We start from the raw sequence: 20,154 nt of genomic DNA, 5'->3' as shown, positions 1-20,154 counted from the left end.
TGCTTGGTGGCGGGATCCATGGCGCTCAGGAGACGATGGCCAGCCCGCGGCCGCGGAGCATTCGTGCGTCGGCATCCAACGCCGACAGCAGGCGCTCGTGTGTACCCACGATGTGCTCGTGGATGCGCGCAGCGGCCTCGTCCGACTCACGGGCCGCGACCAGCTCGAGGATCTCGCGGTGCTCGTCCCACGCCTCCTCGCTGCGGACGACGAGCCAGCGCGATCGCGCCAGTCGCACCATGGCGGAGTCGACGGCGTCCGCGAGGAAGTGGTTGCCGGAGAGTGCAGCGAGCCGGACGTGGAAATCCGTCCCTGCGCGGACGGCCTCGTCGTTCGTGCGCCGGTCGTCGAAGCCGTGGAGGTGCGTTGCGAGCGCGGCGATGTCGGCGTCCGAGGCGCGGGCGCACGTTAGCCGTGCGGCGGCCGTCTCGACCGCATCCCGCAGCTCGCTGAGCCGCGCGATCTCGCCGAGGTCGATGGGGGAGACCTGCCAGTTGCGGCCGTCCCTCGAGACGAGACCTTCGGATTCGAGCCGCATCAGAGCGGCGCGCAGGGGAGTCCGGGATGCGCCGAGCTCCGTCTCCAGCCCGCGCTCCGTGAGGCGGGCCCCGGGGACCCGGTCGAGGTCGAGGATCTGGGTGCGGAGGCGTTCGTAGGCTCGGGCGGGCTCGGCGACGAGGGCGGGGTCGACCATGATCCTCCTTTGGTATACCGGTTCGGTATACCGCTAGGGTATACCCGTGAGCAGCCGAATCGTGCGACGACCCCGACCGTGGCTGATGCTGGCGTTCGGCGTCCTGGCGCAGTCCAGTTCGACGGTCTTCGTCTCGACGCCCGCCTTCCTCATCCCGCTCCTGCACACCGAACGCGGGCTGAGCCTCGCGCAGGCCGGGCTCCTCGCCTCTGCGCCGACGCTGGGGCTGGTCCTGACGCTGATCGCCTGGGGAGCGCTGAGCGACCGGATCGGCGAGCGCTGGGTGATCGCCTCCGGCCTCGCGGTCACCTCCCTCGCGGCGTTCGCCGCGATGTTCGTCGATTCCTACATCGCCCTGGGGGCGCTGTTCCTGGTGGGCGGGATGGCGTCGGCCAGCCCCAACGCCGCCAGCGGTCGCGTCGTGATCGGCTGGTTCCCGAAGGAGCGCCGGGGTCTCGCGATGGGCATCCGTCAGATGTGCCAGCCGCTCGGCGTCGCGATCGCCGCGGTGACCGTCCCGGTGCTCGCCTCGGCCGGAGGGATCGCCGCCGCTCTGATCGTCCCGGCGGTGCTGTGCGCCGTGTCCGCCGTGCTGTGCGCGATCGGCATCGTCGACCCGCCGCGGCCGGCGCGCCGCACGGAGGACGGGACGGAGGCGCATCCCCAGGCCGTGTGGCGGCCGTACCGGGAGACCTCGCTGCTGTGGCGCATCCACGCGGTGTCCATGCTGCTCGTGGTGCCGCAGTTCACGGTGTCGACCTTCGGACTGGTCTGGCTGGTCTCTCAGCTGCACTTCCCACCGCTTCTGGCGGGCATCGTCATCGGCATCAGCCAGTTCGCCGGAGCGATCGGCCGCATCGGGATCGGCGTGCTGAGCGACCGCGTCGGCAGCCATCTCCGACCGCTGCGCTGGGTGTCGCTGTGCGCCGTCGCCGCGATGCTGCTCCTGGCGGCGGCCTCCGCGCTCGGTTCGGTGGCGGCGGCCGTCATCCTGATCGTCGCCGCCATCGTGACGGTCGCCGACAACGGCCTCGCCTACACCTCGGTCGCCGAGATCGCCGGCCCGTTCTGGTCGGGGCGGGCGCTGGGCGCGCAGAACACGGGCCAGTTCCTGGCCGCCTCCGTGGTCGGACCGCTGGTCGGCGCGCTCATCGGCTGGGTCGGCTATCCGATCGCCTTCGCCCTGGTCGCCGTGTGCCCCGCCGTGGCGACGCCCCTGGTGCCGCGCGACCGGGACCTCGAGGTCGTGCCCGCCTAGCCGCCCCGTAGAATTCAGGGATGCGCATCGACATCGTCACGATCTTCCCGACCTTCTTCGATGTGCTCGACATCTCCCTGCTCGGCAAGGCCCGGCAGTCCGGTCTCATCGAACTCGGCGTGCACGACCTCCGCGACCACGCCCACGACCGCCACCGGACCGTCGACGACACTCCCTACGGCGGGGGAGCCGGGATGGTCATGAAGCCGGAGCCGTGGGGCGAGGCGCTCGACGGCATCCTGGGCGACGACACCGACCCGGTCGTCATCTTCCCGTCGCCGGCCGGCGAGGTGTTCACCCAGGCGACCGCCCGGGAGCTCGCGCAGGAGCGTCACCTGGTGTTCGGGTGCGGTCGGTACGAGGGCATCGACCAGCGCGTCTTCGACGAGACGGCGTCTCGCGCACGCGTGCGTCTGATCAGCATCGGCGACTACGTGCTCAACGGCGGCGAAGTCGCGACCATGGCGATGATCGAGGCCATCGGCCGGCTCATCCCGGGCGTGGTCGGCAATCCGGAGAGCCTGGTGGAGGAGTCGCACGAGGACGGCCTGCTCGAGTACCCCAGCTACACCAAGCCGGCCGTGTGGCGCGGGCGCGAGGTCCCGCCGGTGCTGCTCTCCGGCAACCACGGCGCGGTCGACGCGTGGAGGCGCGAGCAGCAGCTCGAGCGCACTCGCGCGGTGCGTCCCGACCTGCTGGACTGAGCGGGCCGGCTCGGCGCCGCTACGGCGCGGTCAGGACCAGCGGACCGTCATCGGTGATGGCGATGGTGTGCTCCGAGTGCGCTCCGCGGGAGCCGTCGGCGCTGCGCAGGGTCCAGCCGTCGCGGTCGGTGTAGATCTCATCCGTCGACTCCAGGAACCACGGCTCGATCGCGATGACGAGCCCGGGCCGCAGCGGGTATCCGCGCCCGGCCCGGCCGTCGTTGGAGATGTGCGGGTCGCCGTGCATGGTGCGGCCGACACCGTGGCCGCCGAACTGCGTGTTGATCGAGTAGCCCTCGGCGTGCGCGACCGCAGCGATGGCGGCCGAGATGTCGCCGACCCGGCCACCCGGTTGCGCGGCCTGGATGCCGGCCGCGAGCGCGCGCCGCGTCGTGTCGATGAGGCGGAGGTCCTCGTCGCGGGGCGTGCCGACCACGATGCTGACCGCGGAGTCGGCGACCCAGCCGTCCACACTCGCGGCGAAGTCGAGGGTGAGGAGGTCGCCGTCCTGCAGCCGGTAGTCGTGGGGGAGCCCGTGCAGCACGGCGTCGTTCACCGACGTGCAGATCACCTTGCCGAACGGGCTTGCGCCGAACGAGGGGTGGTAGTCGATGTAGCAGGACTCCGCACCGCGTCGCCGGATCAGGTCGTGGGCGAGCGCATCCAGCTCGAGGAGGTTCACGCCGACATGTGCGGCTGCGGCGGTCTGCGCCAGCACGTCCGCCACGAAGCGCCCGGCCGGCCGCATCTGCTCGATCTCGGCGGGCGTCCTCAGCTCGATCACACGTGCTCCTCTCGGTGTCCTACGCCTCCAGTCTCTCAGGTGCGCGTGCGGGAAACCCGCAGCCGCAGCACAGGCATCCGCTACTACGCTGGGGCCGTGATCATCCGCAAGGCGTTCTACTGGTGGCTCTTCCCGTCCGCCATAGTGCTCCCGGCGTGGCTTCTGGTCGGCTGGGCCGCCTTCAATCAGGGAAGTGGATGGTCGTTCCTCGGCCTCCTGCTGCTGTGCCCCATCCTGTTCGTCGCGATGCTCGTGGTCGGCGGCATCGTGATGGCGCGACGGAGCGTCCGCTCGACCCGCGCCGTCTCCTGGTACGACGTCGGTCTCTTCGCCGCCTGGCACCTGTCGATCATCGCGTTCGGCTTCTTCGTGCCCGGACTCACCGGGTGGTTCGCCGTCCTCGGCATCCTGCTCTTCGTCGCGATCTTCTGGGTGGTGGTGTGGGAGCTGCTGAGGGAGACCCGCACGCGCGTCCAGGCGACCTTCGACGCCTACCAGCGCGCCGCCCAGCCGCGGCAGGTGCCCCAGCCGGAGGAGTCCGCGATGGACGCCGGCGAATACATCGTGATCGAGGAGCGCCAGGACCGCCGCTCCTGATCCGCGCAGCGCATCCGGCCCGCTTTGGCAAAGAGGGGCGCGGCATGGCAGAATTGAACCTTGTGCCGCGGCCAGGCTCTGCCACAGGGGAGCCAGCACTCATCGCGGACACCCATAAACCGAACCCAGACGGTCGTCGCTCCTGAACGGAGCCGGCCCCAAGTCCGTTCCCGACCTGCGGCGGGCACAGAGAGCGAACAGCCATGCACATCCTCGACCAGCTTGACTCCGCGTCCCTCAAGCAGGACATCCCGGAGTTCCGCGCCGGCGACACCGTCAAGGTGCACGTGAACATCATCGAGGGCACCCGCTCTCGTGTCCAGGTCTTCCAGGGCGTCGTCATCGGTCGCTCGGGCGAGAGCGTCCGCGAGACCTTCACGGTCCGCAAGATCAGCTTCCAGGTCGGCGTGGAGCGTACCTTCCCGGTTCACTCCCCGGTCATCGACAAGATCGAGGTCGTCACCCGCGGTGACGTGCGTCGCGCGAAGCTGTACTACCTGCGCGAGCTGCGCGGCAAGAAGGCGAAGATCAAGGAGAAGCGCGAGAACTGAGCGTCTCGCCTCCCGAGCATCCCGAGCCCCCGGTCCGAATTCGGACCGGGGGCTCGCTCCATTCGGTGTCGGGATGCGGCCGTGGGAGCGTTTATCCTGAAACGGTCAGCTGGTTCGACGGTGGAGGTGTGACGAGCGGATGATGACCCCGGTGTCGCCGTCGCTGCGGTTCGAGAAGGCCCTCTACCGCGAGGGAGTGACCTCGATCGTGGCCGTGGACGAGGTGGGCCGCGGCGCCCTCGCCGGGCCGGTCGCGGTCGGCATGGTGGTCATCGACACGGCCGTGAAGCGCATCCCGCCGGGACTCCGCGATTCCAAGCTGCTGCCGGAACCGGTACGCGAGACGCTCGACCCGCTGTGCCGCAAGTGGGCCATGCACCACGCTGTGGGCCTCGCGTCCGCAGCGGAGGTCGACTCGCTCGGGATCATGCGCTGCCTGGGACTCGCCGGCGCCCGCGCCCTCGCCCAGCTGGAGGAGCAGGGCGCCCTGGTGCACGAGAGCACGCTCATCCTCGACGGGAACTACGACTACCTCAACCCCGCGCTGATGCGTCCGGCGAAGGTCGTCACGCGCATCAAGGCCGACCGTGATTGCGCGTCGGTCGCAGCGGCCTCGGTCATCGCGAAGGTCCACCGTGACCGCATGATGATCGGTCACGACCGCGACTACCCGGGCTACGGATGGGCGAGCAACAAGGGCTACTCGTCGCCCGAGCACTTCGCCGCGATCTCCGAGCTGGGGCCGAGCGCGCTGCACCGGCTCACCTGGCTGAAGCAGCCCGCGCTGATCGACGTCGTCGACTGACGCCGTCCCGCCCACACCTCGCGGTTGTCCACAGTTCGCCGCTGCCGGAGCGCGGGCGGCACATCCGGCATAGACTTGACGGACGATGGATGAAGACGAGTTCGACGATTACGACCGCGAGGTCGAGTTGGCACTGTATCGCGAGTACCGGGACGTCGTCTCGCAGTTCAAGTATGTGATCGAGACGGAACGTCGTTTCTATCTGGCGAATGAGGTGGAATTCGTGCGCCGCGACACGGAGCACGACTTCTACTTCGAGCTGACGATGAACGACGTGTGGGTGTGGGATGTGTACCGCGCCGACCGGTTCGTGAAGTCGGTGCGGGTGCTGACGTTCAAGGACGTCAACATCGAGGAGCTCTCGTCCAAGGAGTTCGAGCTGCCCAAGGAACTCGCGCTCGACGAGTGAGCGCGTGAGCGCCTCGGTGCGCTTCGCGTTGCGCGCTGGGTCAGCGCTCGTACGTTCCGGTCAGCCGACCGCGTGCGAGGACGTGCCCGGACATCGCCGCCATGATGGTGCGCGGTCGGAGGGTGGAGTCGCCCGGGATGGGTCGGTCCAGCGCGAACAGCTGGAATACATAGTGGTGCGGGCCGTGACCGGGGATGGGCCGCGGCCCGTGATAGCCGGGCCGGTCGAATGAACCGCGCCCTTCGCCGTGCGCACCACCGGCCTCGAGGTCTCCCTCGGCGAGTCCGGTGAGATCCGGAGCGAGTCGCGCGATGGCGTGAACGATCGGCCGGGAGAACGGCACATCGGCGTCCTCGACGATGAGGACGAGTTCCTGAGCGGTCGGCGGGACGCCCGACCACTGCAGGGCGGAGGAGACGTTCTCTCCGATGGGGCGACCGGCGTTGCGCTTCGGGATCGGGGTGTCGTCACGGAAATCCGGGCTCGTCACGCCGATCGCCGGAGCAGCGTCCAGGCCCGATCGGTGCCAGGCGAGCGACTCCTCCCCGGCTCGGCGGCTGCGGAGGAGTCGACCGATCCAGTCCATGAGGTTCCCTTCGTCGTCGGCCTGTCCACGGTAGCCGCCACGGGAGCTTCTCGCTCACACCCGCCGGCTTTTGGCAGCTCTCCACAGATCCGGTGACCGCGCTCCTGCGGGAGCGCCCGGCCGCAAGGCTGGTCGCGGAGGCAAGAACATGGCTGAGAAAGACGAGTTGGGCAGGCGCGGCGAGCAGGTCGCGGCGGAGTGGTTGCAGGAGCAGGGGTACACCCTGGTCGACCGCAATTGGAGGTGTCCTTCGGGGGAGCTCGACCTGATCCTGCGACAGGGCACGACGATGGTGTTCGCGGAGGTGAAGACGCGGTCGTCCTTGACGTTCGGGCATCCGTTCGAGGCGATCACCTCACGAAAGGCCGCGAGGCTCCGTCGCCTGGCCGCGGCGTGGTGCCGGGAGCGGGAACCGGGTGCGGTGTCGGTGCGCATCGACGCGGTCGCGGTGACCAATGCGTGGAGCGAGCGCCCTAACGTCGAGCACCTGGCCGGGATCGTCTGATGTCGCTCTCTCGTACCTTCGCCATCGCTCTCGACGGCGTGCGGGGTCACGTCGTCGAGGTAGAGGCCGACATCTCGGCAGGTTTGCCTGCCTTCGTGCTGATCGGCCTGCCGGACACCGCGCTCGGAGAGTCCCGGAAGCGCGTCGGCGCGGCCGCCGTGAACGCGGGCTGTCCGCTGACGCAGAAGAAGCTGACCATCAACCTCTCGCCGGCGGCCCTGCCCAAGCAGGGCTCCGGCTTCGATCTCGCGATCGCTGTCGCGGCGCTGTCGGCGGCGGGGGCGGTGCCGGCGGAGTCGGCCGCGCGTGCTGTGCACCTGGGCGAACTCGGGCTCGACGGTCGCCTGCGGCCGGTGCCCGGGGTGCTGCCCGCGGTGCTGGCCGCGCGGGAGGCGGGCTTCCCTCGGGTCCTCGTTCCCGCGGGGAACGCCGATGAGGCCCGGCTCGTCGACGGGATCGACGTCGTCGCGGTGACCGGGCTCCGAGCAGCCGCGATCTTCCACGGCGCCGAGCTCGACGCTCCGGAGGGCGACGAGGAGCCGGTGCTGCCTCCTGCCGCGGAGCGCCGCGTCCAGCCCGAGCCGGACATGGCCGAGGTGACGGGCAACGATGAAGCCGTAGAGGCACTGGTCGCGGCGGCGGCGGGCGGTCATCACCTGGCGATGGTCGGACCGCCCGGAGCAGGAAAGACGATGCTCGCGCGTCGGCTCCCGACGCTGCTGCCCGACCTGGCCGGAGGCGACGCGTTGGAGGCGACGTGCATCCGCTCCCTGGTCGGACTGGGGGTCGGCGCCGAGCTGGTTCGACGGCCGCCGTTCGAGGCTCCGCATCACACCGCATCCGCCGTCTCCCTCGTGGGCGGCGGCAGCGGGCGCATCACGCCGGGGGCGATCGTCCGCGCGACCCACGGGGTGCTGTTCCTCGACGAAGCCGCGGAGTTCCCACCGTCGGTTCTCGACGCCCTGAGACAACCGCTGGAGAACGGGAGCATCACCATCCACCGGGCGAGCGGAGCTGCGACGTTCCCCGCACGGTTCCAGCTCGTGCTCGCGTCGAACCCCTGTCCGTGCGGTCACTACGGTTCGGCGGATGCGGAATGCACGTGCTCGCCGATGGCGCGACGGCGTTACCTCACCCGCATGTCCGGGCCGCTGCTCGACCGGGTTGACATCCGGTTGACGGTGCGGAGACTCGGGCTGGCGGCGTTGCGTTCCGCGGCCGAGCCGCGTCCCGTAGGCCGGACCAGTCAGGAGCTCCGCGCTCGGGTGGAAGCCGCACGAGCGCGCGCGGCGGAACGGCTCGCCGGGACGGGCTGGATGCGCAACGCGGACGCGGCGGGCAGCTGGCTGCGTGCGGGGGAGCGGCGGCTCGGGCCGACCGCGATCTCGCCGCTCGACCGTGCCCTCGAGCGCGGCGCCATCACCATGAGGGGCTACGACCGCACGTTGCGGCTGGCTTGGACGCTCGCCGATCTCGACGACGCGTCCTCACCGGATGTCGATCACGTGGGCCGCGCGCTCTTCCTCCGACGGGGGATCGCCGCATGACCGGCCAGGGGAGCGTTCCGGGGATCCCGCAACACGAGATCATGCGCCTGCTGACTCCTGTGACGCCGGGCGAAGGGGCAGTGGATCCGGCGGCAATCGCGGACCGCTTCGCCCGCGCGGCCTTGAGTACGGCGATCGAACCGGGGGACCTGGATGCGGGACGGCTGCTCGACCTCCTGGGCCCGACCTGTCTGCTGGGCGCGATCGTCGACGGATGGGAGGTCCGACGTATCCGGGAGGCGGCCGCCTCGTCCGCCAGCGGGCCTGGCGGATCCGCCGCCGGTGTGTTGGGTGGGCCTGTGACCGATCTGGCTTCCGAGCACCCGCCGTCGGCCGAGGTGCAGGCGGAGGGCGTGCCGTCGGAGCGGCGTCTCACAGAATGCCTGGCTCGGTGGCGGCCTCGGCTGTCGCTCGCCGAGGCGTCCCGGGCGCTGGAGCGGGCCGCAACGCTGGGTGCCCGACTGCTCACCCCGGAGAGCGAGGCATGGCCTGACGGCCTGGCGTCGCTCGAGAACGGGTCGCCGATCGCGTTGTGGGTGCGCGGCGACGCGGATGGGCTGCTGAGGCTCGAACGGTCGATCGCCCTGGTGGGCGCGCGTGCGTCGACGGAGTACGGGGAACATGTCGCGATGGAGAGTGCAGCGGGTCTTGCCGACCGCGGTTTCGCCGTCGTGTCCGGAGGTGCCTACGGGATCGACGCCGCCGCGCACCGGGCTGCGCTCGTGAGCGGCGGTCTCACGGTGGCTTTCCTCGCGGGAGGGGTGGATCGTCTCTACCCAGCGGGAAATAACGAGCTGCTCCGTCGCATCGCGGCCGAAGGCGTGCTGGCCGCGGAACTCCCGCCGGGCAACGCGCCCACGCGCTGGCGGTTCCTGATGCGGAACAGGCTCATCGCCGCAGCCGCGTCCGCCACGGTGGTGGTCGAAGCCGGCCGGCGGTCCGGGTCCCTGAACACCGCCGGTCACGCGTCCCAGCTCGGGCGTCCGCTGGGCGCTGTGCCCGGCAGCGTGCTCTCACCTGCGTCTGCGGGGTGTCACCGTCTGATCCGCGAGTACGACGCCGTCTGCGTGACGACGACGGAGGAGATGGCTGAGCTCGCGGACCCGTACGGGACCGGCCCACGCGTCAGAGGGGCGGACAGTACAGAGCCCGTAACGTCGGCCGTAACCGTCTCGCACGGCGATGAGAAGGCCGCAACGGGCCCGGGCCCGGACGTCGAGCGCAGGATCCTCTCGGCGATGTCCGCCTCCGGTGGCTCGAGCGCCGACGAGATCGCGGTGCGAGCGGCGTTGCCGTTCACCACGGTGGCCGCGATCCTCGGGCGACTCGATCTGGCAGGACGAGCGCGGGAGCGTGCTGGCGGCTGGACGCGCACCGAGAGCACGCGCCGATGATCGGAGGGCGAGCCCGCGGATGAGGTGGGGGCCGCTCATCCCGTGGTCCGTGCATGGCAAGGGTCGCCGCGATCGTGGGCGACCCGGATCGCGCGTCGCTGCCGGGAGCGGCCGGTCTCGGGGGCGAAGCTGAGGGGGTGAACCTTCCAGCGGCCATCGAGCAGTACGCGCTCCACCTGACGGTGGAGCGCGGGTACTCGCCGCAGACGGTGCGCGCGTACCGGGCCGACCTCTCGGCGCTCGCCGCGTTCGCGGGGGAGCGCGGGGTCGGGTCGGCCTCCGAGCTGACGCTGGACCTGTACCGTGACTGGCTGTGGGAGGGGTCCCAGCGAGGACTCGCGAAGTCCACCCTGGCGCGCCGGTCCGCGTCCGCCCGCGGGTTCAGCGCCTGGCTGACACGGACGAGAGACAGCAGCGGCGATACGGGGGCCGCGGATGCCGTCGACGCCGCGGCGCGGTTGCGGGCGCCGAAAGCCGACAAGACGCTGCCGAGGGTGATCACCCGAGAGCAGATCGACGGCATCCTGGCCGGGCTGGCCGCACGCGCTGAGGAGGGCGATCCGGGCGCCGTCCGGGACGTCGCCGTGATCGAGCTGCTGTACGCGGCGGGGATCCGCGTGTCAGAGCTGACCGGGCTCGACGTGGACGATGTGGAGCTCGACCGGCTGACCGTGCGGGTCGTCGGCAAGGGCTCCAAAGAACGCGTGGTCCCCTTCGGCGTGCCGGCTCTGCACGCGCTCCGCGCATGGCTCCGCATGGGGAGGCCGCGATTGGTCGCCGCGGCATCCGGACCTGCGCTGTTCCTCGGGTCGCGTGGCGCACGACTGGGCACCCGTGCGGTCTACGAACTGGTCGCGGGGCTCCTGGCGGACGTCCCGGGCGGCGGTCCGTCGGGCCCGCACGCCCTCCGGCACACGGCAGCGACCCACCTCCTCGACGGGGGTGCGGACCTTCGCGCGGTGCAGGAACTCCTCGGCCACGCGAGCCTCGGCACGACCCAGATCTACACTCACGTCTCCACCGAACGGCTCAAGGAGGCGTACCGGATCGCGCACCCCCGCGCCTGACGGCGTCGCGAGTATGGGGAACCAGCACCCCGGGCGCTCAACTCACCCAGCACCCAACGGCAGCAGCACCGCCGGAGGGACGCGGCCGAAGAACCGCATGGGCGACACGTACTCGCCGTTCACGCGGACTCCGACGTGGATGCACGATCCATCGCAGTGACCACCGGATGCCACCGTGCCCACGACCGCTCCGCGCGCCACCACGGCGCCCACCGGCAGGTCCGACCGCACCGGCTCGTAACTCGACAGCACGCCGTCGCCGTGGTCGAGGGTCAGCACCGGCCGGTCGACCACCACCGCCGAGAACCGCACCACCCCGGCGGCAGGAGCCCCGACCATCGAGCCGGCAACAGCCGCGAGGTCGATCCCCCGGTGTCCGGCGGCGTACCGCGTCGCAGGGGCCGCGTAGGCGGCCGTCAGCCGGTGCTCGGCGAGCGGCCACTCCCACGTCCCTTCGGCCCGCGATGCCGCCGCGTTCGCCGTCGATCCTGGCACCAACCCGACGACTGCGGCTGCTGGCGCGGGGATGGCCTCCGGCACCACGACCCACCCCGCAACGCATGCGACGACCAGCGCCCAAGCGACCACCCGCGATGGTCCCCACGCCAAACACAACATCCCGACCCCTTCCCTCGCCGATCCGTCCACCACTCATCCACTCTGCGTCCGCTCGCCAACCGCACCGCCCCAGCCCGCGAACCGGTGCATAACGCGCACATCCGGCCTCCTGTGAGCAGGACCTATACCGGTGGTTCTCCCCGGCGTGATCCGGGCGTAGCGTGTGGTTCGCCCGCGCGGCACCCTCCCCGGGTACGCGAAAGCGGGGCGCACAACCGAAGAGGGATGACATGTCTGAAGAGAGCAGGACCTCAGCCGCGACGAGCGACGACAACGCACCGCAGCCCACGGCGAAGATGCGTCGAAGGGTCACGGGACTGGCGATCGCCGCGGCCGTCGGCGGCTTCCTGTTCGGTTTCGACTCGTCCGTCATCAACGGCGCCGTCGACTCTATCCAGCACAACTTCGCGCTCAACGCCGTCGTCACCGGGTTCATCGTCGCCGTCGCGCTGCTCGGCTGCGCCGTCGGTGCGTTCGTCGCCGGACGCCTCGCCGACCGCTGGGGGCGCCTGCGGGTCATGCTGATCGGTGCGATCCTGTTCCTCGCCAGCTCCATCGGCGCCGGCCTCGCGTTCTCCGCCTGGGACCTGGGCTTCTGGCGCATCGTCGGCGGCCTCGGCATCGGTATCGCGTCAGTCGTCGCGCCGGCGTACATCGCCGAGATCTCGCCGCGCCAATCCCGCGGCCGCCTGGCCTCGCTGCAGCAGCTCGCCATCACCATCGGTATCTTCGTCGCCCTGCTCTCCGACGCGCTGCTCGCAGGCATCGCCGGGTCCGCCACCCAGCAGCTCTGGTTCGGGCTGGAGGCCTGGCGGTGGATGTTCCTCGTCGGCGTGATCCCGTCCGTCGTCTACGGCATCCTCGCCCTGACCCTGCCGGAGTCGCCGCGGTTCCTCCTGGCGAACGGCCGCCGCGACGAGGCGCGCAGCATCTTCCAGACGCTGGTCCCGGAGCACGACATCGACCGTCAGATCGGCGACATCGAGAACGCCATCAAGGAGGACCAGGAGGGGGCGAAGGCGAAGCTCACCGGCAACCGCCTCGGCCTCAAACCGATCGTCTGGATCGGCATCATCCTGTCCGTGTTCCAGCAGTTCGTCGGCATCAACGTGATCTTCTACTACTCGACGACCCTGTGGAAGGCCGTCGGGTTCACGGAGCAGAACTCCCTCCTCATCACCGTGATCACGTCGGTGACCAACGTCGTCGTGACGATCGTCGCCATCCTGCTCGTGGACCGGGTGGGCCGCCGCCCGATCCTCCTCACCGGCTCGGTGGGGATGGCGCTGTCGCTCGGCGTCATGGCGCTCTCGTTCGCGTTCGCCGTGACGAAGAACGGTGCCGTGAGCCTTCCCGCGCCGTGGGGACCGATCGCCCTGATCGCGGCGAACATCTTCGTCATCTGCTTCGGTGCCTCGTGGGGTCCGCTGGTGTGGGTGCTGCTCGGCGAGATCTTCCCGAGCCGCATCCGCGGCAAGGCGCTCGGTGTGGCGGCTGCGGCTCAGTGGATCGCGAACTTCCTCGTGACCGTCTCGTTCCCGGCTTTGGCGGCATTCTCCCTGCCGTTCACGTACGGTATGTACGCGGTGTTCGCGGCGCTGTCGTTCTTCTTCGTGTACTTCAAGATCCCGGAGACCAACGGCATGGCGCTGGAGCAGGCGGAGACGTTGTTCGCCAACGCGGGAGGGCGCGGACGCGGGCCGCAGGTGCGCTCCAGCGGCGACTCGGCCTGACGCCCTTTCCTGCTAGGATGTCTGAAGCACTCCGCTTGTCGGAGTGACTACGCGTGCCCGAACGTCCTGCGGTGAGATCCGCGGGGTCGGGGCGCACATCCACCGGTCTCCTTCCTCCGAGCGGCTCAGCCGTGCGGGCAGAAGGATGCGGATGCGCGCGGGGCACCAGGAGTGACGGCCGCCGGCCGTCGCAGACAACCGCAACCCAAAGGAGAACGGCAATGGCCGTCGTCACCATGCGCCAGCTGCTCGACAGCGGCGTCCACTTCGGACACCAGACCCGCCGCTGGAACCCGAAGATGAAGCGCTTCATCCTCACCGAGCGCTCGGGCAGCTACATCATCGACCTTCAGCAGTCGCTCGCGTACATCGACAAGACGTACGACTTCGTCCGCGAGACCGTCGCCCACGGCGGCACTATCCTCTTCGTCGGCACCAAGAAGCAGGCCCAGCAGGCGATCGCCGAGCAGGCGACCCGCGTCGGCCAGCCCTACGTCAACCAGCGCTGGCTGGGTGGTCTGCTGACCAACTTCCAGACCGTGTCCAAGCGCCTCGCGCGCATGAAGGAGCTCGAGGAGCTCGACTTCGAGGGCACCACGAGCGGCTTCACCAAGAAGGAGCTGCTCATCAAGAAGCGCGAGCTGGACAAGCTCCACAAGTCGCTGGGCGGCATCCGCAACCTCGGCAAGACCCCGAGCGCGCTCTGGGTGGTCGACACCAAGAAGGAGCACCTCGCGATCGACGAGGCCAAGAAGCTGGGCATCCCGGTCATCGGCATCCTCGACACGAACTGCGACCCGGACGAGGTCCAGTACCCCATCCCGGGTAACGACGACGCGATCCGCTCCGTCACGCTGCTCACGCGCATCGTCGCCGACGCGGCGGCCGAGGGCCTCATCCAGCGTCACCAGAAGCCCGAAGAGGGCGCCGAGCCGGCCGAGCCGCTCGCCGAGTGGGAGCAGGAGCTCCTGCAGCAGTCGACCGAGGAGGTCCAGTCGAGCGCTGAGACCACCAAGGCCGCTGACGCCGACCTGGCCGAGGCCAAGGCCGACTCCGCCGAGGTCATCGCCGAGGGCGAGGCCGACGCTGAGGCTGCGGACGTCGTCGCCGAGGTCGAGGCGGACGCCGCGGCCACCGAGGCGACCACGGACACCGAGTCCAAGTAATCGTCCTTCCAGAAGTCTTCGAGTAAAGAAGGTTCCAGTCAGAACATGACAAACATCAGCATCGCCGACATCAAGGCGCTCCGCGAGCAGCTCGGCACCGGCATGGTCGACACCAAGAAGGCGCTCGAGGAGGCCGGTGGCGACATCGAGAAGGCCACCGAGATCCTGCGCCTGAAGGGTGCGAAGGGCAACGCGAAGCGTGCCGACCGCTCCACCAGCGAGGGCCTCGTCGCCGCCAAGGACAACGACAACGGCACGGCCACCATGATCGAGCTCGCCTGCGAGACCGACTTCGTGGCCAAGGGCGACAAGTTCATCGCCCTCTCCGAGAAGGTGCTCGACGCGGCCGCGGCCGCCGGCGCCACCACCGTCGAGGAGGCCCTCGCGGCCCCCGCCGGCAGCCAGACCGTCGCCGAGCTCATCGGTGACGAGGCCGCCATCCTCGGCGAGAAGGTGGAACTCCGCCGCATCGCAACTGTCGAGGGCGCAAGGTTCGCGATCTACCTGCACAAGACCTCCAAGGACCTGCCCCCGCAGGTCGGTGTCGTCCTCGGCTACGCCGGCGACGACGCGGAGACCGCCCGCAGCATCGCGCAGCACATCTCGTTCGCGAACCCGACCTACCTCACCCGTGAGGACGTCCCGGCCAGCGAGGTCGAGAACGAGCGTCGCATCGTCGAGGAGATCTCGCGCAACGAGGGCAAGCCCGAGGCCGCGCTCCCGAAGATCATCGAGGGCCGCCTCGGCGCCTACTTCAAGCAGGTCGCCCTGCTCGAGCAGGAGTACGCCCGCGACAACAAGCAGACCATCAGCCAGGTTCTGAAGGACGCGGGACTCACCGTCTCCGGCTTCGCCCGGTTCAAGGTCGGCGCGTAACAGTCGATGAAGGAGTCCGGATCGTGAACACGATCCGGACTCCTTTTCTGTGTGCGGGATGCTGTCCCGCGCAGAGAAGCACCCACTAGCTTTAACCAGAACCACGCACGGAAGGACGCTAATAACGCATGTCGGCAGCCAACAAAAGACGCAGGGTTCTTCTGAAACTGAGTGGTGAGGCGTTCGGCGGTGGTCAGCTGGGGGTGAACCCGGACATCGTCAGCAGCATCTCCCGCGAGATCGCGCAGGCGGCCGAGGACGTCGAGATCGCGATCGTGGTCGGCGGAGGCAACTTCTTCCGCGGCGCCGAGCTCTCGCAGCGCGGAATGGATCGCGGACGGGCCGACTACATGGGGATGCTGGGCACCGTGATGAACGCGCTCGCGCTGCAGGACTTCCTCGAGCAGGCGGGCGCGGAGACGCGCGTGCAGTCGGCCATCGCGATGACGCAGGTCGCCGAGCCGTACATCCCGCGCCGGGCCGAGCGGCACCTCGAGAAGGGCCGTGTCGTCATCTTCGGCGCCGGCGCCGGCCTGCCGTACTTCTCCACCGACACGGTCGCCGCCCAGCGCGCGCTGGAGATCAGCGCCGACGTGGTGCTGGTCGCCAAGAACGGCGTCGACGGCATGTACGACGACGACCCGCGCACCAACCCGGATGCGCGCAAGATCGACCAGATCACCCACCAGGAAGCGCTCCAGCAGAACCTGAAGGCGGTCGACTCGACGGCACTCAGCCTGTGCATGGACAACGGCATGCCGATGCGCATCTTCGGCATCGAACCCGCGGGCAACGTCACCGCTGCGCTGCTCGGTGCGGAGATCGGGACGCTGCTCGGCTGAGCCCGGGCACCCCGCGCATAGACTAGACAGCGACCCACCGATCTGAAGGAGAAACCGTGATCGCGGATGTTATTTCCGATGCCCGCCAGCGCATGAGCAAGACCGTGGACGCGGCGAGGGACGACTTCGGCACCGTGAGCGCGGGCCGGGCCAACCCGGCGCTGTTCCAGAAGGTGCTGGTCGACTACTACGGCTCTCCGACTCCGCTCGCCCAGCTCGCCGGTCTCCAGAACCCGGAGGCGCGCGTCCTCATCGTCACGCCGTACGACAAGTCGGCGCTGAAGGACATCGAGCGCGCGATCGTCACGATGCCGAACCTGTCGGCGAACGTGGGCAACGACGGCGAGATCATCCGCGTCACCCTGCCCGAACTGACCGAGGACCGCCGCAAGGAGTTCGTCAAGATCGTGCGTGGCAAGGGCGAGGACGCCAAGGTCGCCCTGCGCAACATCCGCCGCCGCTCGAAGGACGAGCTGGATGCACTCAAGGGCGAAGTCGGCGACGACGAGGTGGCTCGCGCCGAGAAGGAGCTCGAGGCGATCACCCGCACCAACGTCGACGCCGTCGACGAGGCGCTGAAGCGCAAGGAAGCCGAACTCCTCGAGGTCTAGCGCATGAGCGAGGACAGCAGCCCCGGATCACGTCCGCCCGCCGTACGGCGCGGGAAGGGCAAGTCGCGCGACGAGTTCCGCGCGCAGGTGCAGGTCACCCGCGCCGATTTCGAGCGACAGGTCCAGGCGCGCAAGGCGCAGCTGGATGCGACCAACGAGCGCATCGCGGAGCGCACGGGCCGCAACCTGATCCTCGCGATCGTCATCGGGCTCGCCGTCGGCGCCGTGGTGGTGCTCACGCTCATCTTCATCAAGGAGCTGTTCCTGCCGTTCGGAATGGTGATGGCGGGCTTCGCGAGCTTCGAGCTGGCTCAGGCCTTCCGGGTCACCGGGCGACGCGTGCCCCGCGTCCCGACCGTCATCGCCGCGGTGAGCATCGTGCCCGCGACGTTCTTCTTCCACGCGGGCGGCCAGCTGGTGTCGCTCTCGGCGGGCATCCTGCTCGTCATCGTCTGGCGTTTCGTCGACGAGATCGTCTCCCGGTCGCAACGGCGGGGAGCCGGCGCGCTCGGACGTGACCTCTTGTGGGGCGTGTTCGTGCAGCTCTACGTGACGCTGCTGGCGAGCTTCGTGATCCTGCTGCTCGCCGAGCCCGGTGGCGAGTGGTGGGTACTCGCGTTCCTCATCCTGGTGGTCTCCGTCGATACCGGCGCCTACGTCAGCGGGCTGTCGTGGGGCAAGCATCCGATGGCGCCCACCATCAGCCCCAAGAAGACCTGGGAGGGCTTCGCCGGTGCCGCGGCGGCCGCGATCATCGCCGGGATCCTGCTCTCCGTGTTCATGATCGGCGAGCCCTGGTGGTTCGGGGTCGTCTTCGGCGTGGTCGTCCTGCTGACCGCGACGGCCGGCGACCTCGCCGAGTCGCTCGTCAAACGCGACCTCGGCATCAAGGACATGAGCTCGTGGCTGCCCGGTCACGGCGGATTCCTCGACCGGCTCGACTCGATCCTCCCGTCCGCCGCGGCCACCTACGTCCTGTTCCTCATCTTCCGATGACAGAATGGGGGAGTGAGCACGTTCCCCCGCAGCCCCAAGTCGAAGCCGGGCTATGACGCCGAACAGGTGGATGAGTTCCTTCAGACCGCGCGTCGCGCCTACGACGGCGACGAGGACGCGCCGGAGATGACGGCGGCGGACATCCGCCACGTGGCCTTCTCGATGGCGAAGGGCGGCTACTCCACGTCGCATGTGGATGCGGCCCTGGAGCGCCTCGAGGATGCCTTCGCCGCCCGCGAGCGCGAGTCCGTCCGTTCCCGCCGCGGCGACGCCACCTGGTTCGAGGAGGCGCGCACGACCGCGCAGGTCGTCCTGAACCGTCTCGACCGTCCGCTGGGGCAGCGATTCGACCGCGTCAACTTCCTGACGCTCGGCTACAACCGCAACGATGTCGACCGTTTCGCCAACCGTCTGGTGCGGTACTTCCAGGACGGCCGGCCGATGAGTGTCGACGAGGTCCGGACCGTGACGTTCCGCGAGCAGCGCGGCGGTTACCGCGAAGTTCAGGTCGATCTGCTGCTCGACAGCGTGACCGATGTCATGCTGGCGGTTCGCTGAGTGCGGGCGCCGATTCTTGGGTTTCGGGCCGATCTCCGTTATCGTTCTGTGATCGTGGGTAGACGAGCAGCAGACATCGAGCCGCTGACTCCGGCCAACCCGGTCGGCGTCGCATTCAAGCGATCCCGGCGACCGCACATCCGGTCGCGGGCGGCGCTGTTGGGTTTCGCGTTCACCGCGGCCGTGGGCTTCGCCCTGGTCAACGTCGTGGACCCGTTCTCGGGCACGACCACCACACCCGCCTATGCGGAGTCGTTGCAGGAGATCCCGACCACGCAGCGGTACGACGGTGCGCCCGCGCAGCAGTTGACCGCTCCAGACTCCGCAGGCCTGACGATCACGCGCGACGCGGTCACCGTCAAGGAGAAGCCGAAGCCCACGCCGACGCCGACTCCCACCCCGGTCGCCAAGAAGTCGTCGAGCAGCGACAGCGGCAGCAGCTACAGCGCACCGTCCGCTCCGATCCCGAGTCCCGGCACCGCCAAGGACATCGCCTACCAGATGATGCAGCAGCGCGGCTGGGGCGACGACCAGTGGGGCTGCCTCGACCAGCTGTGGAGCCGCGAATCCGGCTGGCGCGTGAACGCGTCCAACCCGAGCGGCGCCTACGGCATCCCGCAGGCTCTTCCCGGCAGCAAGATGGGCCCCGGTTGGCAGACCGATGCGTCCGTGCAGATCAGCTGGGGTCTGGGGTACATCGGCGGCCGCTACGGCAACCCCTGCGGCGCCTGGGCGCATTCGGAGTCCTCCGGCTGGTACTGACCGGGCGTTCCGGAGGCCCGTTTAGACTGGAGCCATGCCGCGCAGCAACCGACCCCGTGGCCGCCAGGGCGGCCGGAGGGATGAGGAGCCGGACGGCCTGGAACGGCTGATGTCCGGCTGGCGGCGCATCGAAGCGCGTCGCGGCGTGGAATGGAACGTACAGCCCGTGTCGGCCGCGCAAGCGCAGAAGACCTACGTCTGCCCGGGCTGCGGACGAGACATCACCCCGGGTGTCGCACACCTGGTGGCGTGGCGCGCCGATGGCGTGCTCGGCGACGCCGCCGACCTGGCCGCCCGCCGACACTGGCACGAGTCCTGCTGGAGGATCGCATGAGCACCGAGGGTACGACCATCGAGATCCGCGGCGGAGTGGAGCTCCCTGCGCAGCGCGAGGACGTCGAGCTGCACACGCGGGACGGACTCACTCTGGTGGGGGAGCTCGCGCGTCCGCTGGACCGGGAGCCTGTTGCCACCCTGGTCACGCTGCACCCGCTTCCCACGCACGGCGGCTTCATGGATTCGCACATCCTCCGGAAGGCGGCCGGCCGCCTTCCCGCTCTGGCCGACATCGCGGTGCTGCGCTTCAACACCCGGGGGACCTCTTCGCCTCGCGGCCGGAGCCAGGGCGCCTTCGACCACGGGATCGCTGAACGGTTCGACGTGGAGGCGGCGATGGCGTTCGTCACCGAACGCGGCCTCCCGCATCCCTGGCTCCTCGGCTGGTCGTTCGGCACGGAGCTCGCGCTGATGTACGGCAGGGAGTTCCCCGTCGACGGCGTCATCTTGCTGTCTCCGCCGCTGCACCGGGCGAAGCCGGAGCACTTGGCCGCATGGGCGGGCGATGAGCGCCCGATCGTCGCGCTCATCCCGGAGCTCGACGACTACCTCCGTCCGGCCGAGGCCGAGCAGCGCTTCGCACCATTGCCGCAGATCGAACTGGTGGACGTCGAGGGCGGCAAGCACCTGTGGGTGGGGGAGAACCAGACCCGTCGCGTCCTGTCGGAGATCGTGGAGCGCCTCAACCCGTCGGCGCTGCCCCTGCCAACGGAGTGGCCGGCGGCCGAATAGCCGCCTGCCGCTGAGGCCGGTCT

Annotated in this window: 24 protein-coding genes; 20 read left to right on the top strand and 4 right to left on the bottom strand. The window is 69.7% G+C overall.

The genetic code is table 11. The features are described 5' to 3' along the window. Positions 1–25: 25 nt before the first annotated feature. Entirely contained in the window at positions 26–694 is a 669-nt protein-coding gene (locus QRN40_RS17335) for a GntR family transcriptional regulator (protein WP_285117168.1), read from the bottom strand. Positions 695–740: 46 nt separating this feature from the next. On the opposite strand from QRN40_RS17335, the gene QRN40_RS17330 reads away from it, so the two are divergent. Then, complete coding sequence (locus tag QRN40_RS17330) at positions 741–1,952, top strand: MFS transporter (RefSeq protein ID WP_285117167.1); 1,212 nt, start codon at positions 741–743, stop codon at positions 1,950–1,952. A gap of 20 nt (positions 1,953–1,972) precedes the next feature. Continuing rightward, complete coding sequence (gene trmD / locus QRN40_RS17325; RefSeq protein WP_285117165.1) at positions 1,973–2,656, top strand: tRNA (guanosine(37)-N1)-methyltransferase TrmD; 684 nt, start codon at positions 1,973–1,975, stop codon at positions 2,654–2,656. Between the two features lie 19 nt (positions 2,657–2,675). Here trmD and map read toward each other — a convergent pair whose 3' ends face one another. Further along, positions 2,676–3,440, bottom strand: a complete 765-nt coding sequence (gene map / locus QRN40_RS17320; RefSeq protein WP_285117163.1) for a type I methionyl aminopeptidase — start codon at positions 3,438–3,440, stop codon at positions 2,676–2,678. A 96-nt stretch (positions 3,441–3,536) separates the two neighbouring features. Between map and QRN40_RS17315 the strand changes: the two genes are divergently transcribed. From QRN40_RS17315 to QRN40_RS17300, 4 genes are all read left to right on the top strand, one after another. Continuing rightward, the gene (locus tag QRN40_RS17315; RefSeq protein ID WP_285117160.1) at positions 3,537–4,037 is read left to right on the top strand and encodes a hypothetical protein; all 501 of its coding nucleotides are present in this window, start codon (positions 3,537–3,539) and stop codon (positions 4,035–4,037) included. A 203-nt stretch (positions 4,038–4,240) separates the two neighbouring features. Then, on the top strand, positions 4,241–4,588 hold the full coding sequence (gene rplS / locus QRN40_RS17310; protein ID WP_285117159.1) for a 50S ribosomal protein L19: 348 nt from the start codon (positions 4,241–4,243) through the stop codon (positions 4,586–4,588). A gap of 142 nt (positions 4,589–4,730) precedes the next feature. Next, on the top strand, positions 4,731–5,393 hold the full coding sequence (gene rnhB, locus QRN40_RS17305; RefSeq protein WP_285117156.1) for a ribonuclease HII: 663 nt from the start codon (positions 4,731–4,733) through the stop codon (positions 5,391–5,393). 85 nt (positions 5,394–5,478) lie between these two features. Then, the gene (locus QRN40_RS17300) at positions 5,479–5,802 is read left to right on the top strand and encodes a DUF2469 family protein (protein WP_018190696.1); all 324 of its coding nucleotides are present in this window, start codon (positions 5,479–5,481) and stop codon (positions 5,800–5,802) included. 40 nt (positions 5,803–5,842) lie between these two features. Here QRN40_RS17300 and QRN40_RS17295 read toward each other — a convergent pair whose 3' ends face one another. Further along, a complete protein-coding gene (locus tag QRN40_RS17295) occupies positions 5,843–6,388 on the bottom strand; it encodes a YbhB/YbcL family Raf kinase inhibitor-like protein (RefSeq protein WP_285117153.1) in 546 nt (181 codons plus the stop codon). 148 nt (positions 6,389–6,536) lie between these two features. On the opposite strand from QRN40_RS17295, the gene QRN40_RS17290 reads away from it, so the two are divergent. From QRN40_RS17290 to QRN40_RS17275, 4 genes are all read left to right on the top strand, one after another. Further along, positions 6,537–6,893, top strand: a complete 357-nt coding sequence (locus QRN40_RS17290; protein WP_285117152.1) for a YraN family protein — start codon at positions 6,537–6,539, stop codon at positions 6,891–6,893. Further along, positions 6,893–8,440: a YifB family Mg chelatase-like AAA ATPase gene (locus QRN40_RS17285; RefSeq protein WP_285117151.1), complete on the top strand. Its 1,548-nt coding sequence runs from the start codon at positions 6,893–6,895 to the stop codon at positions 8,438–8,440. Before QRN40_RS17290 ends, QRN40_RS17285 begins: the two co-directional genes overlap by 1 nt. Further along, positions 8,437–9,834 carry a DNA-processing protein DprA gene (dprA, locus tag QRN40_RS17280; RefSeq protein WP_285117150.1) on the top strand — a complete coding sequence of 466 codons (1,398 nt, stop codon included), beginning with the start codon at positions 8,437–8,439 and terminating at the stop codon, positions 9,832–9,834. Before QRN40_RS17285 ends, dprA begins: the two co-directional genes overlap by 4 nt. A gap of 137 nt (positions 9,835–9,971) precedes the next feature. Then, positions 9,972–10,901 (top strand): tyrosine recombinase XerC, encoded by a 930-nt coding sequence (locus tag QRN40_RS17275; RefSeq protein WP_285117521.1) that lies wholly within the window; start codon positions 9,972–9,974, stop codon positions 10,899–10,901. Between the two features lie 42 nt (positions 10,902–10,943). Here the strand turns inward: QRN40_RS17275 and QRN40_RS17270 are convergent, their stop codons facing one another. After that, a complete protein-coding gene (locus QRN40_RS17270) occupies positions 10,944–11,489 on the bottom strand; it encodes a murein hydrolase activator EnvC family protein (protein WP_285117149.1) in 546 nt (181 codons plus the stop codon). A 326-nt stretch (positions 11,490–11,815) separates the two neighbouring features. On the opposite strand from QRN40_RS17270, the gene QRN40_RS17265 reads away from it, so the two are divergent. From QRN40_RS17265 to QRN40_RS17220, 10 genes are all read left to right on the top strand, one after another. Continuing rightward, positions 11,816–13,252, top strand: coding sequence for a sugar porter family MFS transporter (locus tag QRN40_RS17265; protein ID WP_502878942.1), 1,437 nt, complete (start codon positions 11,816–11,818; stop codon positions 13,250–13,252). Positions 13,253–13,473: 221 nt separating this feature from the next. Continuing rightward, positions 13,474–14,418: a 30S ribosomal protein S2 gene (gene rpsB / locus QRN40_RS17260; protein ID WP_285117147.1), complete on the top strand. Its 945-nt coding sequence runs from the start codon at positions 13,474–13,476 to the stop codon at positions 14,416–14,418. Positions 14,419–14,463: 45 nt separating this feature from the next. After that, positions 14,464–15,294 carry a translation elongation factor Ts gene (tsf, locus tag QRN40_RS17255; RefSeq protein WP_285117146.1) on the top strand — a complete coding sequence of 277 codons (831 nt, stop codon included), beginning with the start codon at positions 14,464–14,466 and terminating at the stop codon, positions 15,292–15,294. A gap of 128 nt (positions 15,295–15,422) precedes the next feature. Continuing rightward, on the top strand, positions 15,423–16,136 hold the full coding sequence (gene pyrH, locus QRN40_RS17250) for a UMP kinase (RefSeq protein WP_285117145.1): 714 nt from the start codon (positions 15,423–15,425) through the stop codon (positions 16,134–16,136). A gap of 56 nt (positions 16,137–16,192) precedes the next feature. After that, the gene (gene frr, locus QRN40_RS17245) at positions 16,193–16,747 is read left to right on the top strand and encodes a ribosome recycling factor (protein ID WP_285117144.1); all 555 of its coding nucleotides are present in this window, start codon (positions 16,193–16,195) and stop codon (positions 16,745–16,747) included. 3 nt (positions 16,748–16,750) lie between these two features. Next, on the top strand, positions 16,751–17,743 hold the full coding sequence (locus QRN40_RS17240; RefSeq protein WP_285117143.1) for a phosphatidate cytidylyltransferase: 993 nt from the start codon (positions 16,751–16,753) through the stop codon (positions 17,741–17,743). A 12-nt stretch (positions 17,744–17,755) separates the two neighbouring features. Next, the gene (locus QRN40_RS17235) at positions 17,756–18,301 is read left to right on the top strand and encodes a DivIVA domain-containing protein (RefSeq protein ID WP_285117142.1); all 546 of its coding nucleotides are present in this window, start codon (positions 17,756–17,758) and stop codon (positions 18,299–18,301) included. 54 nt (positions 18,302–18,355) lie between these two features. Beyond that, positions 18,356–19,063, top strand: coding sequence for an aggregation-promoting factor C-terminal-like domain-containing protein (locus QRN40_RS17230; protein ID WP_285117141.1), 708 nt, complete (start codon positions 18,356–18,358; stop codon positions 19,061–19,063). Positions 19,064–19,097: 34 nt separating this feature from the next. Beyond that, a complete protein-coding gene (locus QRN40_RS17225; RefSeq protein WP_285117140.1) occupies positions 19,098–19,397 on the top strand; it encodes an Rv1322 family protein in 300 nt (99 codons plus the stop codon). Beyond that, entirely contained in the window at positions 19,394–20,131 is a 738-nt protein-coding gene (locus QRN40_RS17220; protein WP_285117139.1) for an alpha/beta hydrolase, read from the top strand. The genes QRN40_RS17225 and QRN40_RS17220 overlap by 4 nt, the downstream gene beginning before the upstream one ends. Positions 20,132–20,154: the final 23 nt, after the last annotated feature.

This window comes from Leifsonia sp. fls2-241-R2A-40a (assembly GCF_030209575.1).
Classification (GTDB): Bacteria; Actinomycetota; Actinomycetes; order Actinomycetales; family Microbacteriaceae; genus Leifsonia.
Note: the sequence above shows the minus strand (reverse complement) of the source record. Positions and strands in the feature narration are given on the sequence as shown.

Coding starts and splice junctions, on each gene's coding strand:
- QRN40_RS17335 (WP_285117168.1), bottom strand. CDS start 694: ATGGTCGACCCCGCCCTCGTCGCCGAGCCCGCCCGAGCCTACGAACGC.
- trmD (WP_285117165.1), top strand. CDS start 1,973: ATGCGCATCGACATCGTCACGATCTTCCCGACCTTCTTCGATGTGCTC.
- rplS (WP_285117159.1), top strand. CDS start 4,241: ATGCACATCCTCGACCAGCTTGACTCCGCGTCCCTCAAGCAGGACATC.
- rnhB (WP_285117156.1), top strand. CDS start 4,731: ATGACCCCGGTGTCGCCGTCGCTGCGGTTCGAGAAGGCCCTCTACCGC.
- QRN40_RS17300 (WP_018190696.1), top strand. CDS start 5,479: ATGGATGAAGACGAGTTCGACGATTACGACCGCGAGGTCGAGTTGGCA.
- QRN40_RS17295 (WP_285117153.1), bottom strand. CDS start 6,388: ATGGACTGGATCGGTCGACTCCTCCGCAGCCGCCGAGCCGGGGAGGAG.
- QRN40_RS17290 (WP_285117152.1), top strand. CDS start 6,537: ATGGCTGAGAAAGACGAGTTGGGCAGGCGCGGCGAGCAGGTCGCGGCG.
- QRN40_RS17285 (WP_285117151.1), top strand. CDS start 6,893: ATGTCGCTCTCTCGTACCTTCGCCATCGCTCTCGACGGCGTGCGGGGT.
- dprA (WP_285117150.1), top strand. CDS start 8,437: ATGACCGGCCAGGGGAGCGTTCCGGGGATCCCGCAACACGAGATCATG.
- QRN40_RS17265 (WP_502878942.1), top strand. CDS start 11,816: ATGCGTCGAAGGGTCACGGGACTGGCGATCGCCGCGGCCGTCGGCGGC.
- rpsB (WP_285117147.1), top strand. CDS start 13,474: ATGGCCGTCGTCACCATGCGCCAGCTGCTCGACAGCGGCGTCCACTTC.
- tsf (WP_285117146.1), top strand. CDS start 14,464: ATGACAAACATCAGCATCGCCGACATCAAGGCGCTCCGCGAGCAGCTC.
- pyrH (WP_285117145.1), top strand. CDS start 15,423: ATGTCGGCAGCCAACAAAAGACGCAGGGTTCTTCTGAAACTGAGTGGT.
- QRN40_RS17240 (WP_285117143.1), top strand. CDS start 16,751: ATGAGCGAGGACAGCAGCCCCGGATCACGTCCGCCCGCCGTACGGCGC.
- QRN40_RS17225 (WP_285117140.1), top strand. CDS start 19,098: ATGCCGCGCAGCAACCGACCCCGTGGCCGCCAGGGCGGCCGGAGGGAT.
- QRN40_RS17220 (WP_285117139.1), top strand. CDS start 19,394: ATGAGCACCGAGGGTACGACCATCGAGATCCGCGGCGGAGTGGAGCTC.